We start from the raw sequence: 20,179 nt of genomic DNA, 5'->3' as shown, positions 1-20,179 counted from the left end.
GAATAGCGACTATGCCACGACTTGAAATGACCGGACACCTATGCGATTCAGTAGCAATTACCGCAGCCTCTGACCTGCTTGTCTGGCGCACTTAACTTGTCTCTCTCGATCCGAAACATCTGGCTAATCCTTCGGATGCTGCTCCAATAACTCGTGCCTGTGATGGAGCAAGAATTCGTGCCTGTAGTGAAGACCAATCCAGGGGGATGCACTGATTTCATCGATGTTGATGGCCTGCCGGGTACTGGTGTTTCTTCTGGGCGGAGTCCGGTCCGGCACACAGTACCGGAAGGTCTTCTGAAGAGCGTACTTACGAGGAACCCGGCGTCTGGGCATGGTTTCGTCTCTTTTCTCTCTTCTGTCGTCTGCCTCGGTAAACGGGTTTGGTTGTGTAACTCGGACCAGCGCCACCTGGGTGTTTTATTGGCCAGCAAGGCCACGCGGGCGCTATCGGTTAGAACGCTTTGAGGATGTCTTCGACGCGTTGCTTGGCGTCGCCGAAGAGCATTTGGGAATTGTCCCGGTAGAACAGGGGGTTTTGGACACCGGCGTAGCCGGCTGCCATGGAGCGTTTGAACACGATGACGTTGTCTGCTTCCCAGACGCGGAGGACGGGCATTCCGGCGATGGGGCTGCCGGGGTCTTCGGCGGCGGCGGGGTTGACGGTGTCGTTCGCGCCGATGACGAGGACGACGGAGGTGTCGCCGAGGTCTTCGTTGATTTCGTCCATTTCCAGGACGATGTCGTATGGGACTTTGGCTTCGGCGAGGAGGACGTTCATGTGCCCGGGCAGGCGGCCGGCGACGGGGTGGATGCCGAACCTGACGTTCACGCCGCGTTCACGGAGTTGGTGGGCGAGTTCGGCGACGGGGTATTGGGCCTGGGCGACGGCCAGGCCGTAGCCGGGGGTGATGACCACGCTGGAGGCGTTGGTCAGCATTTCCGCGGTGGCCTGGGCGGTGATTTCGCGGTGCTCGCCGTACTCTTTGTCCGCGCCGGTGGGGGCGGCGATGCCGAAGCCGCCGGCGATCACGGAGATGAAGGATCGGTTCATGGCCTTGCACATGATGTAGGACAAGTACGCGCCCGAGGAGCCGACCAGGGCGCCGGTGATGATCAGCAGGTCATTGTTCAGCAGGAAACCCGCTGCAGCGGCGGCCCAGCCCGAGTAGCTGTTGAGCATGGACACGACCACGGGCATGTCGCCGCCACCGATGGAGGCCACCAGGTGCCAGCCCAGTCCCAGAGCCAGGAGGGTGACGACGATAAGAAGCCAGAGCTGGGAGTCGTTGACGTACCAGACGGTCAAGGCGATGAACGCGGCCAGGGCGCCGAGGTTGATCGCGTTCTTGCCCGGCAGCATCAGCGGCGAGGACTTCATCCGGGCGGACAGTTTCAGGAACGCCACGATCGAGCCGGTGAAGGTCACTGCGCCGATGAACACGCCGATGAACACCTCCGCGTGGTGGATCGCCATCAGGTCCGGGGACAGGTCCGGAGCTTCAAGGTGCCCGTTCCAGCCGACAAGGACCGCGGCGAGGCCCACGAAGCTGTGCAGCAAGGCGATGAGCTCGGGCATGCCGGTCATTTCCACGACCCTGGCCCGCCAGAGCCCAATGGCCCCGCCAACCAGGACTGCGGCCAGGAGCAGGACCAGGCCGGTCAGGCCCGCGCCGATGCCCCAAGCGTCCTGGAGGGTCAACCAGATGGTCGCGGCGAGGGCGATGACCATGCCGGTGATGCCGTAGACCACCCCGGCGCGGGCCTTCTCGTGCTTGCTCAGCCCGGCGAGGCTGAGGATGAACAGCAGGGCAGCGACGATGTAGGCCGCCCCTGCAATGGAGTCGGCGGTCAACGGACCGGAGACGGCGTCAGTCATGGTAGAGCTCCTCGTCAGTGTTACTGCTGTTCCGGTGGCGGCGCTCATGAACGCGCCTTCCCGGCCGAGAACATGGCAAGCATGCGCCGGGTGACAGCGAAGCCGCCGAAAATGTTAATGCTGGCCAGCAGCACCGCGACGGCGGCGAGGACCTGCATCACAATGTTTTCGGAGGTGACCTGCAGCAGAGCGCCGACGACGATGATCCCCGAGATCGCGTTCGTGACGGACATCAGCGGGGTGTGCAGGGCGTGATGGACCTTCCCGATGACGTAAAAGCCGACCACGATGGAGAGCATCAGCACCGTGAAGTGCTGCGGCAGCGGCGCCGGAGCGACCGCGTTAACCACAAACAAAGCAGCGATTCCCGCGGCGAAAAGCCCGGCCTTACCGCCCGCGCTGAGGCCTTCCTTCTGCTTCGGCGCCGTGCTTGCGGCGGCCGGGGCCTGAGTAGTGGCTGCGGGTGCGGCTGAGACCTGGACCGGGGGCGGCGGCCAGGTCTTCTCCCCCTCCCGGACCACCGTCACGGAGCGCTGCACCACGTCATCAAAGTCGATCCGCAGCTGCCCGTCCTTGTCCGGGGTCAGGAGCTTGAGCAGGTTCACCATGTTCGTCCCGTACAGCTGGGAAGCCTGCGCCGGCAAACGGGCCGGCAAATCCGTATAGCCCAGAATCACCACACCGTTGTCACTGACCACGCGTTCCCCGGCGACGGAGCCTTCGACGTTCCCGCCCTGACCCGCGGCCATGTCAACGATCACGCTGCCGGACTTCATCGCGGCCACGTCCTCGGCCGTGAGCAGCTTCGGCGCCGGACGCCCCGGGATCAGGGCCGTAGTGATGATAATGTCCACATCCGCTGCCTGCTCCGAATAAATCTCAGCAGCCCGGGCGTTATACGCCTCGGACGTGGCCTTCGCATACCCGTCGGAGGACTTCATCTCCTCCTCCACCTCAACCTTGAGGTAAGTACCACCGATCGACTTCACCTGATCCGCCACCTCAGGCCGGGGATCCGTCGCGCGCACGATTGCGCCCAGACTGGACGCGGCACCGATCGCCGCCAGCCCGGCAACTCCGGCGCCGGCGACCAGGACCTTCGCCGGCGGGACCTTGCCCGCCGCCGTGACCTGGCCGGTGAAGAACCTGCCGAACTCATGCGCGGCCTCGATGACAGCTCGGTACCCGGCGATGTTCGCCATCGAACTCAGGACGTCCATGGACTGCGCCCGCGAGATCCGCGGCACAGCATCCAGCGCCAAAGCCGTGATGGGACGGGCAGCCAGTGCCTCCACCAGGTCCGGGCGAAGGCCCGGGCTCAACGACCCGATCAGCGTCGCCCCCACGGCCAAACGGCCGATCTCATCCTCCGTGGGCGGGTTGATCCGCAACACCACCTCAGACCCCCACGCCTCATCCGCCCCCACGATTGTGGCGCCAGCCTCGGCATAGGCTTCATCACGGAACGATGCGGACTCGCCCGCGCCCTTCTCGACCACGACCTCGTAACCCAACCCCAACAACTGCTTCACGGTGGTGGGCGTCGCCGCCACCCGGTTCTCGCGACCCAACTCGGCCACAACGCCAATACGTGCCACGCTAACTCTCTTTCATCCAGCCGCGGCAAGCAGAAGTTTATTGCCCGCGGCGCGGTATCGATTGATTTCTCTTTTAGGGATCGTCAGCAAGGCTTGACGTCTCACTGACCCTCCCCCAATGTTGTGGAATGCCATTGGGCCCAAGCCGGACCGTGGAGCCTCTCCGTTACCCGGCACGGCTGCACGCTCATCTGTCGTGAATCCAGGACAGTAGAGTGATTGATAAGAGTGTATACATAGAGGCCAAGGCTCGTCCATAGACCTTCATTGAAAGGTCCCTCCGGTGTATACGTTATGCTGCGCGTAATCCTGCTTACGACCATTTGCTGACACCCGCCCGTAGCCAGGCAAAGCGAAAATCGCTAAACGAGCGCCCCTAGACGACCAGATCTTCGCCATCCCATCAGTACCCTCAGCAATTCAAATGTATACATAGCAAGCCATGCCATTGCCAGCGCTTGAGCGGTTTTGTATACACTGGTTCCTATGCGTGCTAGTGAACGGGCTTACCAAGTTCTTCGTGAAGACATTGTTGAATGGCGTCTTTTGCCTGGAACAGTTCTGGCTGAAGTCGAACAATCGGAACGGCTTGGCGTTTCCCGAACACCGTTAAGGGAGGCCCTTGGCCGACTAAGCGCTGAGGGTCTCACCCAGGCTGCGGGGGGTCGAGGTGTGGTCGTTACTGACATCTCGTTGGACGACGTCGCTGAACTTTTCGAGCTGCGCGAAATCCTGGAGTGCAGGGCGGCTGCTTTGGCTGCCCAACGGGGCAACCCCAGTGTCTTTGTTTCACTCCATCGGGAACTTCTGGATGCTCCAACGCTCCTCACCGCAGCTGACCCTGCCCGCCACACGTATTACGCCCTGGTTACCCGGTTGGATGAGGCCATCGACTCCTCCATCTCCAACTCCTACCTTGGCCAGGCAATGCGGAGCCTCCGTGTGCACCTCGTGCGGATCCGACGGCTGGCTGCGGAAGACGCCGATCGACTCACGGCCGCAGCGGCAGAGCACGCAGCCATAGCCGAGGCCATTGCCGATGGGAAGCCACGACTGGCCGAAGCGGCCACCACACTCCACTTGCACCGCAGTCTTGCTCATATCAAAGCTACTCACCCCTCACTTTCGAAGGAGCACCATGGTTAAGGAACATCACGTTCGTGTGTACAAGAGCGAGGAAAACCTTCCCCGCGAGGACCAGTTGGCGCACAAGATCGCCGTGGTGGCCGCCGACCCGGTTGACGTGGCGCCGGAGGTGACGGAGATGGTGATCAACCGGATCATCGACAACGCCTCGGTGGCCATCGCATCGCTGAACCGGGCACCGATCGTCGCCGCCCGTGCCCAGGCCCTCACCCATGGGCCTTCCACTGGCGGAAAGGGCGCGAAGGTCTTCGGGATTGGCGAACGGGTCTCCCCTGAGTGGGCGGCCTGGGCCAACGGCGTGGCCGTTCGTGAACTCGATTACCACGACACGTTCCTGGCAGCGGACTATTCTCATCCCGGGGACAACATCCCGCCCATCCTGGCCGTCGCCCAGCACACCGGGGCCAGCGGCAGAGACCTGATCCGCGGCATTGCCACGGGCTACGAGATCCAGGTCAACCTGGTCAAGGCGATCTGCCTACACAAGCACAAGATCGACCACGTCGCCCACCTCGGACCATCCGCCGCTGCCGGCATCGGCACACTGCTGGGCCTCGAAGTGGAAACAATTTTCCAGTCCGTCGGCCAGGCACTGCACACCACCACCGCAACCCGTCAGTCCCGTAAGGGTGAGATCTCCACCTGGAAGGCGCACGCCCCGGCGTTTGCCGGAAAGATGGCGGTGGAGGCCGCGGACCGGGCGATGCGCGGCCAGACTTCCCCGGTGCCGATCTATGAAGGCGAGGACGGCGTGATTGCCTGGCTGCTGGACGGCCCGGACGCCTCCTACGAGGTGCCGCTGCCCCTGCCCGGTGAGGCCAAGCGCGCCATCCTGGACACCTACACCAAAGAACACTCCGCCGAGTACCAGGCCCAGGCCTGGATCGACCTCGCCCGGAAACTCAACCGTGAGCACCCCGAAGCTACCGACCCGGGCAACGTGAAGTCCGTGCTGATCAAGACCAGCCACCACACACACAACGTGATCGGTTCCGGCGCCAACGATCCGCAGAAGTACAGCCCCACCGCCTCCCGGGAAACCCTTGACCACTCCATCCCCTACATCTTCACTGTCGCCCTGCAGGACGGGGCCTGGCACCACGTGGACTCCTACTCCCCCGCCCGCGCCGCGCGACCGGCCACCGTGGAGCTGTGGCAGAAAGTCACCACCGAGGAAGACCCGGAATGGACCCGCCGCTACCACTCACTGGACATCAGTGAGAAGGCCTTCGGCGGTTCCGTGGAAATCACCCTCACCGACGACACCGTGATCACGGATGAGATCGCCGTCGCTGACGCCCACCCCCTCGGTGCCCGCCCCTTCGGACGCGCTGAATACATCAACAAGTTCCGGACCCTCGCCGCCGGCCTCGTCGAGGAGGCCGAAATCGAAAGGTTCCTCGCCGCCGTCGAACGCCTCCCCGAACTCGCCGCGGGCGAGCTGGACCAGCTGAACATCACCGCCGCCCCCGGCGTCATCGACCTGGACGCCGCACCCAAGGGACTCTTCTAATGCTGTACTCGAAGGTCACGCCCGAGCAGAAGCGCATCGATTTCCACAACCTGCTTGCTTCGGGCACTATCGCCCAGTTCCCCGGCGCGTTCAATCCGCTGTCGGCAAGGCTGATCCAGGAGAAGGGCTTCGCCGGGGTCTATATCTCCGGCGCGGTCCTGGCCAACGATCTCGGCCTGCCGGACATAGGCTTGACCACCCTCACCGAGGTCTCCACCCGGGCCGGGCAGATAGCACGGATGACGGACTTGCCCGCGATCGTGGACGCCGACACCGGCTTCGGCGAACCCATGAACGTGGCCCGCATCGTCCAGGAGATCGAGAACGCGGGCCTGGCGGGACTGCACATAGAGGACCAGTTCAACCCCAAACGCTGCGGCCACCTCGACGGCAAAAACGTCGTGGACCTGGACACCGCCACCAAACGCATCCGCGCCGCGGCGGACGCCCGCCGCGACCCCAACTTCCTTATCATGGCCCGGACGGACATCCGCGCCGTTGACGGTCTCCTGGCCGCCAAAGACCGCGCCAAAGCCCTGGTAGATGCCGGGGCAGACGCGATCTTCCCTGAAGCCATGCGCGACCTCGCCGAATTCCAGGCCATCCGCGATGCTGTCGACGTACCCATCCTGGCCAACATGACCGAGTTCGGTAAAAGCGACCTCTTCTCCACGAGAGAACTGCAGGCGGTCGGGGTCAACATGGTCATTTACCCTGTCACCCTGCTTCGTAGTGCCATGGGGGCAGCTGAACGGGTCTTGGACACGCTTAAGAGCTTGGGAACCCAAGAAGTGCGCGTTCCTGAGATGCTCACCCGCTCTCGTCTCTATGACCTCGTGGACTACGAGGCTTACAACAAGTTCGATTCCGGCATCTTCAACTTCCAGATCCCCCACATTCGCTAGTCCGGAACTGCAACGAAGGAGTTCAGCATGGCTGACACAGAAATCAAAAAAGGGCTCGCAGGCGTTGTGGTGGACTACACCGCCGTCTCCAAAGTCAACGCGGAAACCAACTCGCTGCTCTACCGCGGGTACCCGGTCCAGGAACTCGCCGCCAAATGCAGCTTCGAGGAAGTGGCATACCTGCTCTGGAAGGGCCAACTGCCTACGCCGGAGCAACTTGCCGGGTTCACCGCCCGCGAAAGGGCTGGCCGAACACTCGACCCTGCACTCAAGGCAGTCATCGACACACTGCCCACCGACGCCCACCCCATGGACGTCTGCCGCACAGCCGCCTCCGTGATGGGCGCCCGCCACCCATTGGCCGAGGACTCTTCACCCGAGACCAACATGAGCAAGGCCATTGACCTATGGGCGGCGATGCCGGCAGTCGTGGCGTACGACCAGCGCCGCCGGCACGGCCAGGACCTCGTGGCGCCCCGCGGTGATCTGGGGTATTCGGCCAACTTCCTCTGGATGACCTTCGGAGAAGAACCTGTGGACGAGGTCGTGGCGGCCTTCAATGTCTCGATGATCCTGTACGCGGAACACTCCTTTAACGCCTCGACCTTCACCGCCCGGGTGGTCACCTCTACCCTCTCTGACCTGCACTCGGCAGTGACGGCAGCCATCGGCGCGCTTAAAGGCCCCCTACACGGCGGCGCGAACGAAGCCGTCATGCACACCTTTGACGAGATCGGCATCCGGCCCGAGGAATCCCTGGAGGAAGCAGCCACCCGCGCTAAAGCGTGGATGGAAGACGCACTGGCGCAAAAGAAGAAGATCATGGGCTTTGGGCACCGCGTCTACAAGCACGGCGACTCCCGCGTTCCCACCATGAAGGCCGCCCTGGACAAAATGATCGCCCATTACGGTCGGCCCGAACTCCTCGGGCTGTACAACGGGCTCGAGCAGGCCATGGACGAAGCCAAGGCGATTAAGCCCAACCTCGACTATCCAGCCGGACCCACCTACCACCTCATGGGCTTTGACACCCCAACCTTCACCCCGATTTTCGTCGCCAGCCGCATCACCGGCTGGACCGCACACATCATGGAACAGCTGGCATCCAACTCCCTGATCCGACCGCTCAGCGCTTACAAAGGTCCAGACCAGCGCTCCCTCTAACCGGCGGGAAACGGCCCCAATTCCTGCGGTGAGGTGTCGGATGATCACCGGGATCATCAACTATCGCAACGCTTGCGACACCTCACCGCGGGCTGCCGAGCGTATATAGGAGCAAGCAATGGACCTTCATCTTCAGTCAGATTGGCAACGCGCTCTCGGTCAACAGGTAGAAATATGGAAAAACGGAAAGTTCGTCCGCGAAGGAACTGTTGAGGCGGTAATGCCCGATAGCTCGATCCTGTGGATTTCTCTCGACGCAAACTCTCCAAGGCAGATGTTTTTCGAGTGTGACGGATACCAGCTTTTTGCGCATTTCTTGCCCCCAGCGGAAGCGACTCGAGTGCCTCAGGAAATCGAACCGGACGCCTTGCCTTGACCTCTGCCGGCGTTCATCAAGGAGTTATATTTGGATCAGGTCGTCGGCCCAGCAGTGTGTTCCGATTGTATTTCCGCTACTACGTGGCGGGCGATCCGAACTACATCCGCTTGACCGCTTGGATGTGGTCCGTCTCTAGCAGGGCTGTAGGGAATGAGAGAATCTTTCGAAGGACTACGCTCCCATATATTGCTCGAACAAAGGAGATGGTGTGTCGAGTTCCCTACCGCTGCTCAAGGATCCGATAGCTGAGGCACGGCGTCACTGGCAGGAGCATGGTTGGGGCGATGCCGCAGACGGTATGGCTGCTGTGACTGCTCTGATGCGGGCACAGCAGATCCTGCTCGCCCGTATCGAAGCCGTTCTCAAACCGCATGGGTTGTCGTTTGCCCGTTACGAACTGCTGGCGTTACTTAGCTTCACTAGGAGCGGGTCGCTGCCCATGGCCAAGGCAAGTGCACGTTTGCAGGTTCACCCCACGAGCGTGACAAGCGCGGTGAACCGCTTGGAACGTGCAGGTTTGGTGCGCAGGGTAGCTCATCCAACGGACGGCCGAGCTACCCTGGTGCAGATTTCCGCCAAAGGCCGGGAAGTCGTAAACGCAGCAACACAGGACCTGAACGCGGAGGTTTTCACCCGGACCGGATTTACCGGTAACGAGGTTGACGTTCTGATCGAAACCCTTGGTCGCTTCCGTCGCCAGGCGGGCGACTTCGACGAAAATAGCCGCCGGGACGAGTACTGACTTCCCGGCAGGCAGCTCCTGGACAGTACCGGGACGCTCCTAAAGATCAAGCAGTTTAGAATCGCGTCCCGTCCACTTAAATTCATGCGCCTGCTTTGAGAGGAAGGCCTCGATGCCTATCTCGGGCTCGCCGCTCACGGCCATCTCACGTTGCCACTCGGCGTTTGTCTCCCTCGAGCGGTAACCTCCGGCCGCAATGACGTCCACGATGTCCTTCATAGCCTGGATTGACAGCTGCGAACGGGCGGCCAGACGCCCAGCGAATACGATGATTTCCGGCCAGAAGCTTGCCTGAGGTACCACCCTGGCCAGCAGGCCTAAGCCCATGGCTTCCGCTGCGTCTATGAAGTCGCCGCTGAAGAGAAGGTATTTTGCCGTGGCTGGCCCGGCCAGCCTGACCGGCCGTTCGATGCCGGACAAGGGATAGACGATGCCGATCTTTGCCGGTGTGATCCCGAAGGTAGACCTGTCGGAAGCCATCCGGATGTCGCAGGCACCTGCGATTTGCCATCCACCCCCGATGCAGTATCCGTCAATCGCGGCAATGGTGGGTTTGTGGAAACTGGCCAAGCATTTTCGCCGACGGTGACATGGCCGCCGTCGTGCCGGCCGTTACCTGGATGATGCATGGATGTCTTTGAGGTCGCTGATCTCTGCCCCGGCGGAGAAATTCTCCCCAGCCCCGCGGACCACCAACACCTTGACCGATGCATCGGCGGCCAGACGGTCCAGTATTGGCTCGAACTGCTGCCACATGTTTTTCGTCATCGCATTGCGTCGGCGCTCGTTGTCCAGCACGATCGTCGCAACCGGACCGTCGTATTCGACCCGAAGCGTCCCGGTCGCAGTATCCTCCCTTGTGGTTTTCATCGGCTCGCCACCTCCGGAACAAGAGCTTCCCTCACCACGCCGGCCTCAAGGAGCCCCGCTATCTGCTCCTCGCTGAGCCCCCAGACCCTCCAACACGCGTCGGGCGTCGGCGGTGCCTTGCGGATAGGCGTGCCTTCGCCGTTGACGGACAACGGTCCGCGCAACAGCGGCAGGGATGACCCGTCACGCCGCGTAAGATGCCGGACCATGTCCAAAGCCTGGACTTGCGCATCCTGGAAAACTTCCCCGTAGTTATAAATGCGTCCGGTCGGCCGTATACCACCTCATCCGGCGGCTGGCCGCCCCGGTCCTGAGCTTGCTGGCAGGCTTCCGTCACCGGGATACAGCCGGGCGTGATTCTGTTATTGGCACGTCGATGTCGTGGCCTTGGGATCGCAGGTACACGAGGTGGCTGGCTGTTTCGGAGACCGCCAGGCGCAGCGAGAAGGTCTGCAGGGATTCCCAGCCGCGGGACCAGGTCAGGTGCCGGGCGATGTCCCAAACTGTTTCGGGCCGGTGCGCCTCCAGGACCCGGAGGACCTCGGCGGAACGTTCGCGGTTGTGTTCGACCAGCTGTGCGACCCTGCGCTGCATGCCGCGGAACCGGTACTCGTGGGCCGGGCAGACCTCCATCTGGTCCTCGAACGCGATTAGGTCCAGGGATTTGTAGTAGTCAGCCAGTGGGTTTGCCGGCCCGGGCAGTTCCAGGGCGATGTGCGGGGAGATGCGCGGCAGGACGTGGTCCCCGCTGAAGATCAGGCCGTGGGGCTCATCAACCAGGCAGATATGACCGGGTGAGTGCCCGGGGGTGGTGACCACCTGCAGGTTGAGTCCCTGGGCAGGCACGAGGCTGCCGTCGGTGAGCCGCAGGTCCGGATCGGCGAGGTTCTGCAGATGGGTGAGGTGGGGGCGGTCCAGGGCCGCTTCGGCCAGCCGGTCCGCCGGCACGCCCCAGAGCGTCAGCTCCTCGCGGTCGTTGTTCAGAACAACGTCAGGGTCCTCACCGGCGGTAAGCCGGCGCACTTCCCGGTCACCCAAAGCCACCCAGGCTCCTGTGGCCGTCCGAAGGCGGGAGGCCATGCCCAGATGGTCCGAGTGGAAGTGGGTGGCGACAATTCCTGTCAGGTCGGTCAAGCCAAGGTTGGCCTGCCGCAGTCCGGCATTCAGGTAGTCCAAGCCGGCCTCACTGTCCCAGCCTGGATCGATTAGGACGGCGTCCCCGTCGCCTAGGAGCAGGTAGCTGAGGGTGTATCGCATGGGATTGTCGGGGAACGGGACGGGGATGGACCAAACGTCCGCACTGAGCTGCTCAACGGGCGGCAGCACCTTGTTCCCCCATGCTTCCTTCTGGGCGTGGCCGGTGAGGGTAATCGGGGGCAGGGTCATCAGTTCCTCTCAAGGACAGTAAAAACATGGGTGCGGACGGACCCCGGCGCATCCCGGATGCTGTCCGTTCATTCTGGCATGCACGCAGGCTCAGACGGCCCGTACCCGAGGCCGGACCCGTAGGGCCTGTATGGTCATCAGGGCAGGCCCGTCGTGATCGTTTCCGTGTCGGTCGGTGATGATTGCATCTTTTCTTCGTCCGAGTGCATGCGAACACGCACGAGGAAAAGCGGCACAGACGTCACGCGACATCTCACGCCCTTGGCGCGATCTGTTCACGGACTTCGGCTTTCTTTGCCACCATCTCGGAGGCGGCCGTTCGGTCCCACCTCGAACGCGGATAGAGGCTGGTCCAAACCTCAAACCCGGAAGCGGCATCGATGAATTCCCGCTCAAATGCCCCCTCTGGAGCAATCCATAAGCCGGATGCGTCGGGCATGGCGTCCTCAACCAACCCTTGGCGATAGAACTCTCCGACGAGCCGGACCTGGACAATCTTGCCGACGAGGGACTGCCATTGGTCCGTGCGGTGCATGCTGGCGCGACTGACAATCTCAGACTCCATGGTGGCCTTCTTCCTCTTCTGATTGTCGGTACTTTGTAGGTAGGTCACTTCGGTCAACCCAGTAGCTTCCTGGATGGTGGAGTGTTCGGGACGGGGAACTGCCCGGAGCGCACGGGCTCGGCGTAGGTCTTCGCGGGGTCGCTAAGCGTGTCCCGAAGGTACGCCCTTGCTGCCCCGCGGGAGGCGTTCCGTTGCTTGTGATTCTGGTAGCTTCCGGCTAGCCTTCGCGGATCGGGCTCGACCTCTGGTCCAGCGGCCTGTGATGCGCAAATCCCCGCTGGGCAGGTTCCGCTATGACGCGGGCGACTTCGTGGAGACGCGTTTCCCGATCTAGTCCAACGTCTGGGGCTGAGTCCACTTGAATGCGGGGGTCTCCTTCGCCAAGAAGGCGCGGATCCCGATTTCTGGTTCCCCACTGGCAGCCATCTGGTCCTGCCAGTAGTTACTGATCCGCGGGAGTGCGGGATCGCTAACGGCGATAGCGTCGACTATCTGTTTCATGGCCTGGGTGGAGAGCTGGGAACGGTTGGCGATCCGGTCGGCGAATTGCTTGATCTCATTCCAGAACCCCTTCGCGGGGACCACCCTGCCGAGCAGGCCAAGATCATGTGCTTCGCGGGCGGTGATGAAATCCCCCGTCAGCAGCAGGTATTTCGCTGTGGCGGGGCCGGCTAGACGAACGAGGCGTTCGATGCCGGAGAGTGGGTAGACGATGCCGACCTTGGCCGGGGTGATGCCAAAGGTCGCGCTGTTCGCCGCGATACGGATATCGCAGGCCCCGGCGATCTGCCAGGCGCCGCCGATGCAGTAGCCCTCGATCGCCGCGATGGTGGGTTTGGGGAAGCTGGCCAGCGCATTCTCACCGGCGGTGACATGGCCGCCGTCGTGTGCCCCGCTCTCCGGATCGCGCAGGATGGCCTTCAGGTCGCTGATGTCGGCGCCGGCGGAGAAGTTCCCGCCGGCCCCGCGAACCACGACCACCTTGACGGACGCGTCCGCGCCGAGGCGTTCCAGCACGGGTGCGAACTGCTGCCACATGTCCTGGTTCAGCGCGTTGCGGCGCCGAGGATTGTCGATCACGATAGTCGCTACCGCACCGGATTGTTCGACCCGCAGGGAAGCTGTCATGGTTTCCTCCGCTGTGCTGGTCATGCCCGTACCTCTGCGAGGGCGGGTGTTTCGCGCACAATGCCGGAGGCAATGAGCTTGTTAATCTGTTCCGGGGTCAGTGCCATGTTTTCGAGGACCTTTCGGGTGTCTTCACCCAAGGCGGGAGGCGCCTTCCGGACCGGGGTGGGTTCGCGGTTGACGGACAGTGGGCCGCGGAGCAGTGGCAGTTCGGTGCCGTCGTAGCGGTTCACGGTTCTGACCATATCCACGGCTTCGACCTGGGGGTCGGCGAAGGCTTCTGCGTAGTTGTAGATCGGGCCGCAGGGGATTTTCGCGGCTCGGAAGGCATCGAGCCATTCCAGCCCCGGATGGGCGGTGAGGAGTTCCTCGAGCCGGACGGCCAGGGCGGCGCGGTTGGTTGAGCGGTCCCGTCCCGTTGTGTAGTCCGGGTCATGGGCCAGGGCGGGATCGCCGACAATAACGCAGAGTTGGAGCCATTGTTTGTCGTTGCCGACGGAAATGATGACGGGGATGTCTGCGGTTTTGAAGACCCCGTAGGGTGCCAGGACCGGGTGGTCGTTGCCCTGGGGCACCGGGACCTCGCCGTTGCTGAGATAGCGCTGCCCTTGGAATGCGGACAGGGCGAGTGCGGATTCCAGCAGCGAGGTGGAGATGTCCAGCCCCGCCCGGGTGTGGGCTCGGCCTGCGAGAGCTGCGGCGATGCCGTAAGCGGCGAAGATCCCCGTGCACATGTCCACGATCGGCACTCCGAAGCGGACCATGTGGTCCGCGTCCTGGCCGGTCACGGACATGAGCCCGGACATGCCCTGGGCGACCTGGTCCAAGCCTGCGGTAAGGGCCAGCGGTCCGGTGGTGCCGAACCCGGTCACCGAGGCGATGATCAGTCCGGGGTTGGCCGCCCGCAGCTCCTCGGGGTCCAGACCCAGGGTCGTCAGGACTCCGGGTCGGAAGTTCTCGATGAGTACGTCCGCTTCCAGTGCCAACTTCCGCAGCAGATCTTTGCCTTCGGGGGTGTAGAAGTCGACGGCGACGGAGGATTTGCCGCGGTTGATCGAGTCGAAGTAGAGGCTGTGCTCGTTCTCGAACGGAGGCCAGGACCGGGACGAATCGCCGCCCTTGATCGATTCAACCTTGATTACGGTCGCCCCCATGTCCGCGAGCAGCGCCGTGGCGTACGGACCGGCGAGGGCACGACTGAGGTCCAGCACGGTGACGCCTGCCAGCGGGCCTGCCGTCGTCGTTGTTGTGGTCGTGGTCGTGGTCGTTGTCGTTTTCGCCATGGTCAGCCCCTCAGCTTGACGTTGATTTGCTTGGTCTGGGTAAACCCGGCCAGCATGCCCTCCAGGGAGACCTCGCGGCCAATGCCGCTTTGCTTGTACCCGCCATAGGACTGGCCCACCAGCTGGCCCCCGCCCTGGTTCACCTGGACCCAGCCTGCTTCGACGCGGTGCGCAGTGTTCAGGGCGTTGTCCAGGTTGCGGCTCCACACGTAAGCGGCCAAACCGAAGTGCGAGTCGTTGGCCATGGCCACGACCTCGTCGACGTCTTTCCAGCGGATGGCTGCCAGAACCGGGCCGAAGATTTCTTCCTGCGCCAGCCGGAAGTCGTTCCGGACACCTCCAAAGACGGTCGGCAGGTGGTAGTAGCCATCCGTCAGCGGCCCTTCGGTAGGGGCGTGCCCGCCGAGGGCAATGGTCAGGTCCTTGTTGGACCTGCCTTCGTCCAGGTAGGCGCTGATCTGGCGGTGTTGGTTGGCGTTGATGATGGCGCCCATGTCGGTGGCCTCATCGAGGGGGTCGCCGACTTTGAGCGCGCCGAGCTTGGTGACGAGGCGTTCGAGTACTTCGTCGTAGATGTCCTCGTGCAGGAACAAACGGGATCCGGCGGTGCAGCTCTGGCCCTGCCGGGTGAACCGTGACGCGGCCAGCAGCCCGTCTATCAGGTCGTCATCCACGGCGTCGGGGAACACGATGGAGGGGTTCTTGCCACCGAGTTCGAGGGACACGTGGGCCAGCCGTTCACTGGCCTGGCGCGCTACGCCGCGGCCCACTTCGGTGGAGCCGGTGAAGGAGACTTTGTCGACTCCGGGGTGGGTGGACAGTGCCTGGCCGATCACGCTGCCGCGGCCGGTCAGTACGTTCAGGACGCCGGCGGGGAGATAGCGGTTGCAGATTTCGGCCAGCAGCAGGATGGTCAGCGGCGCATCATCGGCGGCCTTGAGGATGACGGTGTTGCCGGCGGCAAGCGCGGCAGGGACCTTGAATCCGGCGATCATCAAAGGTGAGTTCCAGGGCAGGATGCATGCGACGACGCCGAGCGGTTCCAGCCGGGTGTACTGCAGCTGGTTGTCCCCGGCCGGGAGCGTGGTGCCTTTGACTTCGCCGGCGACGCCGGCGAAGTAGCGGAACAGCGCCACCAGGGTGTTGACCTCGGGGCGGGCCTGGGTGCGCAGGGCGTTGCCCGTGTCCAGGGCGGTCAGCCTGGCGAAGTCCTCAGCCCGTTCCTCGATGTCGTCCGCGATTTTCGCCAGCGCCCGGGCGCGTTCGGTGAAGTGCACTGAGCGCCAGCCCGGGAAGGCGCGCCGTGCGGCGGCGACGGCGCGGTCGACGTCGTCTGCTCCGGCGGAGGGCACCCGGGCGATCACCTGTTCGCGGACGGCGGGGTTCTTCACCTCGCGCCACTCGCCAGTGCGCGCCTCCGTTCGTTCGCCGTCGATCCACATCAGTTGTTCAAATCCGCCCAGGATGGCACCGGTCCGGGGGTCAACACTTACTTCGGTCATGGCTTCTCGTCTTTCAGGATGGTGGGCCGCCGACCGGGGCCGGAGTGCGGAGTGTCAGCGGCAGGGGTCAGCGGTGGGTGAATTCCGGGGCGCGCTTCTCGATGAATGCTGCCATGCCTTCCTTCTGGTCCTCAGTGGCCCAGCAGGAGTGGTTCAGTCGGCGCTCGAACTGCACGCCGTCGGCCAATGACATTTCGTGGGCGGCGTTGACGGCTTCCTTGGCCAGCAGGGCGATGGGTTTGGACATGCCCGCGATGGTCGCAGCTGTGGCGAGTGCGTCCTCCATCAGCGAGGCGGCGGGGACGACCCGGGCGACCAGACCGGCGCGTTCTGCTTCATCTGCGCCCATGGTCCGGCCCGTGAGCACCATTTCCATGGCCTTGGACTTTCCGATGGCCCGGGTCAGCCGCTGAGAGCCGCCCATGCCCGGGATCACGCCGAGCTTGATTTCGGGCTGCCCGAATTTGGCGTTGTCCGCGGCGATGATGAAGTCACAAATCATGGCCAGCTCGCAGCCTCCGCCGAGGGCATGGCCGGCGACGGCGGCGATCATTGGTGTGCGGACCCTGGCCAGGTCATCCCAGCCGGCAAACCAGTTCTGGGTGTACATGTCCATGTAGCTTCGGGGTGCCATTTCCTTGATGTCCGCGCCGGCGGCGAAGGCCCGGTCAGAACCGGTGATGATGATGGCCCCGATCTCCGGGTCCGTATCGAAGTCGCGGGCTGCGGCGAGTACCTCGTTACAGAGCTGGACGTTGAGGGCGTTCAGCGCCTCGGGACGGTTGAGCGTGATGATGCCGACGCGTCCGTGCTGTTTGACCAGGATGGTCTGGTAGTCGCTCATGCCAGTGCCTCCACGCTTGAGTTGGCCCGGATTTCGTTGATGATGGCGGAGAAGTCCTGGACCGCACCCTCGCCCTCGGCGAATTGCCGGTAGATCTCCTCGGCCAGGGAACCGAGCCGGGCCTGGACGCCTGTTGATGCGAGGGCCTGCGCGGCCAGGCCCAGGTCCTTGGCCATCAGCGCCCCGGCGAAGCCGGGCTGGTAATCGCGGTTCGCGGGACTGGCCGGAACCGGTCCGGGGACCGGGCAGTTGGTGGTCAGGGCCCAGCATTGGCCTGAGGCGGCCGAGGCGACGTCGAACAGGGCTTCGTTGGAGAGGCCCAGCTTCTCGCCCAGGACGAAGGCCTCCGACACTGCGATCATCGACACGCCGAGGATCATGTTGTTGCAGACCTTCGCGGCTTGCCCGGCGCCGGGTCCACCGCAGTGCACGATCCGTTGGCCCATGGCGGCCAGGATCGGCTCGGCCTCCGCGAAGTCTTCGGCCCTGCCTCCTACCATGAAGGTCAGCGTGCCGTTCACGGCCCCGGTCACGCCGCCGGACACGGGGGCGTCCAGGGCACGGTGCCCGGCCCCGACCGCCAGTTCGTGGGCGGCGCGCGCGTCCTCGACCGCAATGGTGGAGCATTCCAGGAACATGGTTCCCGGTGCGGCAACGGCCAGCAGTCCATCCTCGCCCTGGTAGGCGCCAAGCACGTGGCGTCCCGCCGGGAGCATGGTGATGACGACGTCGGCGCCGGCAGCGGCCGCGGCGGCAGATTCGGCGACCTCGATGCCGGCGGTGCGGGCCTGGTCCAGAGCCTCGGGTGCCAGGTCGAATCCGGACACCTGGTGCCCGGCTTTGACCAGGTTCGCCGCCATCGGGCCGCCCATGTGGCCCAGGCCAATGAAAGCTATCTTCTTTCCCATGAAAAGCTCCTTCTCGTTGCGCGGTTTCGTTGCGCAGGTATGACTCGTGTGTGGTGGCGTTTAGGGGGTCTGGCCGGAAGCCGCGGTGGTAAGGCGCAGTTCCCGGGGTCCCAAGTCGGCGAAGTAGCGGGCGACGTCGGCGGCCGATAGGGCCTCCAGGGTGGCCGGAGACCATTGCGGGCGCCGGTCCTTGCCGATCACCTGGGCCCTGATTCCCTCGGCCAAATCGGGCGCGGCGAAACAGTGCAGCGAGACCCGGTACTCCTGCTCCAGGGTTCCCGCCAGGCTTCCCGAAGTCCGGGCGCGTCGAAGGGATTCGAGCGTCAGCTTCAGCGCTGTGGGTGACTTCGCCAGAATGCTGTCTGCGGCAGCCTGCGCAGCGGGAATCTTGGAGCCCTGCAGGGCTGACAGGATCTCCTCGACGGTGTCGAGGGCGTAGCAAGCGTCGATCCAGGACCGCTCGGAAGCCAGGGCCGCCGGCGGGAAGTAGTCCCGGGCGAAAGACCTGACAGCTTCCGCAGCGTCCTCCCAAGCCAACGCCTTAGTCAGATCAGGGAGTGCGCTGCTGTCCACAAAATGGTCGGCAAAACCCATCGCGATGGCATCGGCGCCGGAGAATGTGCCGGCCGTCAGGGCCACATGCGTGCCCAGTTCCCCCGGTGCCCTAGAGAGCAGGTGGGTGCCGCCGACGTCGGGGACGAAACCGATCCCGGTTTCCGGCATTCCTACCTTGGTCCGCTCGGTCACTACGCGCAGCGAGCCGTGGGCTGAGACCCCGACGCCGCCGCCGAGCACCAAACCATCCATCATGGCGACATATGGTTTAGGGTAGTTAGCGATTCGGGCGTTAAGCCTGTATTCGTCGGCCCAGAACCGCTCGGTGGCGGTCCCGTGGTTCACCGCGTCCCGGTGGATCGCCACAATGTCTCCGCCGGCGCATAGCCCGCGCTCCCCCGTGCCGGTCAGCAGGACCGTGGCGACACTGTCGTTGTGCTCCCACTCGTCCAGGGCTTCGGCAATTCGGGTGACCATGGCGTGCGTGAGGGCGTTGATCGCCTGGGGCCGGTTGAGGATGATGTGTCCCAGGTGGCCGTCCCGGCGCAGCAGAACCTCGTCGTTGTCCATGCCTAGGCCCCTGCCACTATCCGGCCAACGACCATGCGCATGATCTCATTGCTGCCTTCGAGGATCTGATGGACGCGCAAATCCCGGGCGATTTTCTCCACCCCGTATTCGGACAGGTAGCCGTAGCCGCCGTGGAGCTGAATGGCACTGTTGGCGACATTGAACCCCGCGTCCGTGGCAACTTGCTTGGCCATGGCGCAAAGCTTCACAGCATCAGGTGCCCCGCGGTCCAGCGCGTCCGCTGCCCGCCAGAGCAGCGTCCGCGCGGTCACGAGCTCAGTTTCCATGTCAGCGATTTGGAAGAGCAGTGATTGCTGGTTGATCAGTGGGCCGCCGAAGGCTCGGCGTTCCTTGAGGTAGGCCACGGATTTATCCAGCGCGGTCTGGCCGCCGCCCAGGGAGCACGCCCCCATGTTGATCCGGCCGCCATTGAGTCCTTTCATCGCGATACCAAAACCGCTGCCTTCCTCACCGAGACGGTTGGCCACCGGGACCCGCACGTTCTCGAGGACCACCTGCCGGGTTGGCTGTGCGTTCCACCCCATCTTTTTCTCGTTCGCGCCGAACGACAGGCCAGGCGCATCGGCGGGGACCACGATGGCGGTAATGCCGCGGTTGCCGGTATCGGCGGTGCGGGCCATCACGATGTAGTAGCTCGACGAGCCGGCGCCGGAGATGAACTGTTTGACACCGTTAAGCACGTAGTCGTCGCCGTCGCGCACCGCCTTGGTGCTCAAAGCAGCAGCGTCGGAGCCGGCGCCCGGCTCCGTGAGGCAGTAGCTGCCCAGCGCCTCCATGGAGGCCAGCTGCGGGACCCACTGTGCACGCTGCTCATCGTTGCCGAACGAGTCGATCATCCACACCACCATGTTGTGGATGGAGATGTAAGCGGCAATCGTCGGATCCGCCTTGGCCAGCTCCTCAAAGATCAGCACCGCATCACTGCGTGTAAGTCCGGAGCCGCCGAACTCCTCCCGGACGTAAATGCCGCCCATGCCCAGGGCGCCGGCCTCGGCCAGCACGTCCACCGGAAAGTGTTTGGTCTCGTCCCACTTTGAGGCGTTGGGTGCCAAGGCCTCGTTGGCAAAGTCCCGCACCATGTGGACCAGCAACTGCTGGTCCTCGTTAAGTTCAAACATTCCAGTCCCGTCGAAAATGTGGATTTAAACTTCAATATAGTAGGACATCCAAGTAATTACTAGGGGTCCCTAGTATATTTTTGATGTCATACTAAGAACCCGC

General features: G+C 63.6%; 17 protein-coding genes and 1 pseudogene. 6 read left to right on the top strand and 12 right to left on the bottom strand.

What is annotated here, in order from left to right; translation table 11 throughout:
* Window positions 1-454: 454 nt before the first annotated feature.
* Together pntB and FBY31_RS22055 are read right to left on the bottom strand one after the other, a co-directional pair.
* Window positions 455-1,879, bottom strand: coding sequence for a Re/Si-specific NAD(P)(+) transhydrogenase subunit beta (gene pntB, locus FBY31_RS22060; RefSeq protein ID WP_142045916.1), 1,425 nt, complete (start codon window positions 1,877-1,879; stop codon window positions 455-457).
* A 44-nt stretch (window positions 1,880-1,923) separates the two neighbouring features.
* On the bottom strand, window positions 1,924-3,477 hold the full coding sequence (locus FBY31_RS22055; RefSeq protein ID WP_142045914.1) for a Re/Si-specific NAD(P)(+) transhydrogenase subunit alpha: 1,554 nt from the start codon (window positions 3,475-3,477) through the stop codon (window positions 1,924-1,926).
* 486 nt (window positions 3,478-3,963) lie between these two features.
* Here FBY31_RS22055 and FBY31_RS22050 point away from each other — a divergent pair, with 486 nt between their 5' ends.
* The 6 genes from FBY31_RS22050 (at window position 3,964) to FBY31_RS22025 (ending at window position 9,326) form a co-directional block, all read left to right on the top strand.
* Entirely contained in the window at window positions 3,964-4,623 is a 660-nt protein-coding gene (locus FBY31_RS22050; RefSeq protein ID WP_142045912.1) for a GntR family transcriptional regulator, read from the top strand.
* On the top strand, window positions 4,616-6,136 hold the full coding sequence (locus FBY31_RS22045; RefSeq protein WP_142045910.1) for an MmgE/PrpD family protein: 1,521 nt from the start codon (window positions 4,616-4,618) through the stop codon (window positions 6,134-6,136). Before FBY31_RS22050 ends, FBY31_RS22045 begins: the two co-directional genes overlap by 8 nt.
* Window positions 6,136-7,041, top strand: coding sequence for a methylisocitrate lyase (gene prpB, locus FBY31_RS22040; RefSeq protein WP_142045908.1), 906 nt, complete (start codon window positions 6,136-6,138; stop codon window positions 7,039-7,041). The genes FBY31_RS22045 and prpB overlap by 1 nt, the downstream gene beginning before the upstream one ends.
* Before the next feature lie 27 nt (window positions 7,042-7,068).
* Window positions 7,069-8,205, top strand: coding sequence for a bifunctional 2-methylcitrate synthase/citrate synthase (locus FBY31_RS22035; protein ID WP_142045906.1), 1,137 nt, complete (start codon window positions 7,069-7,071; stop codon window positions 8,203-8,205).
* 118 nt (window positions 8,206-8,323) lie between these two features.
* Window positions 8,324-8,581: a hypothetical protein gene (locus tag FBY31_RS22030; RefSeq protein WP_142045904.1), complete on the top strand. Its 258-nt coding sequence runs from the start codon at window positions 8,324-8,326 to the stop codon at window positions 8,579-8,581.
* Between the two features lie 211 nt (window positions 8,582-8,792).
* Window positions 8,793-9,326, top strand: coding sequence for a MarR family winged helix-turn-helix transcriptional regulator (locus FBY31_RS22025; protein ID WP_235013250.1), 534 nt, complete (start codon window positions 8,793-8,795; stop codon window positions 9,324-9,326).
* A gap of 39 nt (window positions 9,327-9,365) precedes the next feature.
* On the opposite strand, the pseudogene FBY31_RS22020 reads toward FBY31_RS22025, so the two are convergent.
* The 10 genes and pseudogenes from FBY31_RS22020 to FBY31_RS21970 form a co-directional block, all read right to left on the bottom strand.
* Window positions 9,366-10,196: pseudogene (locus FBY31_RS22020) on the bottom strand (enoyl-CoA hydratase/isomerase family protein).
* A gap of 333 nt (window positions 10,197-10,529) precedes the next feature.
* On the bottom strand, window positions 10,530-11,582 hold the full coding sequence (locus FBY31_RS22010; protein WP_235013249.1) for an MBL fold metallo-hydrolase: 1,053 nt from the start codon (window positions 11,580-11,582) through the stop codon (window positions 10,530-10,532).
* A 253-nt stretch (window positions 11,583-11,835) separates the two neighbouring features.
* On the bottom strand, window positions 11,836-12,204 hold the full coding sequence (locus tag FBY31_RS22005) for a hypothetical protein (RefSeq protein WP_142045898.1): 369 nt from the start codon (window positions 12,202-12,204) through the stop codon (window positions 11,836-11,838).
* Window positions 12,205-12,477: 273 nt separating this feature from the next.
* On the bottom strand, window positions 12,478-13,299 hold the full coding sequence (locus FBY31_RS22000; RefSeq protein ID WP_200833500.1) for an enoyl-CoA hydratase/isomerase family protein: 822 nt from the start codon (window positions 13,297-13,299) through the stop codon (window positions 12,478-12,480).
* Window positions 13,296-14,558, bottom strand: a complete 1,263-nt coding sequence (locus tag FBY31_RS21995) for a CaiB/BaiF CoA transferase family protein (protein WP_142045896.1) — start codon at window positions 14,556-14,558, stop codon at window positions 13,296-13,298. Before FBY31_RS21995 ends, FBY31_RS22000 begins: the two co-directional genes overlap by 4 nt.
* 2 nt (window positions 14,559-14,560) lie before the next feature.
* On the bottom strand, window positions 14,561-16,060 hold the full coding sequence (locus FBY31_RS21990; protein ID WP_142045894.1) for an aldehyde dehydrogenase family protein: 1,500 nt from the start codon (window positions 16,058-16,060) through the stop codon (window positions 14,561-14,563).
* Between the two features lie 67 nt (window positions 16,061-16,127).
* The gene (locus FBY31_RS21985; protein ID WP_142045892.1) at window positions 16,128-16,904 is read right to left on the bottom strand and encodes an enoyl-CoA hydratase; all 777 of its coding nucleotides are present in this window, start codon (window positions 16,902-16,904) and stop codon (window positions 16,128-16,130) included.
* Window positions 16,901-17,812: a 3-hydroxyisobutyrate dehydrogenase gene (gene mmsB, locus FBY31_RS21980; RefSeq protein ID WP_142045890.1), complete on the bottom strand. Its 912-nt coding sequence runs from the start codon at window positions 17,810-17,812 to the stop codon at window positions 16,901-16,903. Before mmsB ends, FBY31_RS21985 begins: the two co-directional genes overlap by 4 nt.
* A gap of 60 nt (window positions 17,813-17,872) precedes the next feature.
* Complete coding sequence (locus tag FBY31_RS21975) at window positions 17,873-18,937, bottom strand: enoyl-CoA hydratase/isomerase family protein (protein WP_142045888.1); 1,065 nt, start codon at window positions 18,935-18,937, stop codon at window positions 17,873-17,875.
* A 2-nt stretch (window positions 18,938-18,939) separates the two neighbouring features.
* Window positions 18,940-20,076 (bottom strand): acyl-CoA dehydrogenase family protein, encoded by a 1,137-nt coding sequence (locus FBY31_RS21970; RefSeq protein WP_142045886.1) that lies wholly within the window; start codon window positions 20,074-20,076, stop codon window positions 18,940-18,942.
* Between the last annotated feature and the right edge of the window lie 103 nt (window positions 20,077-20,179).

Source organism: Arthrobacter sp. SLBN-100, assembly GCF_006715305.1.
In the GTDB taxonomy this organism is placed as follows: domain Bacteria; phylum Actinomycetota; class Actinomycetes; order Actinomycetales; family Micrococcaceae; genus Arthrobacter.
Note: the sequence above shows the minus strand (reverse complement) of the source record. Positions and strands in the feature narration are given on the sequence as shown.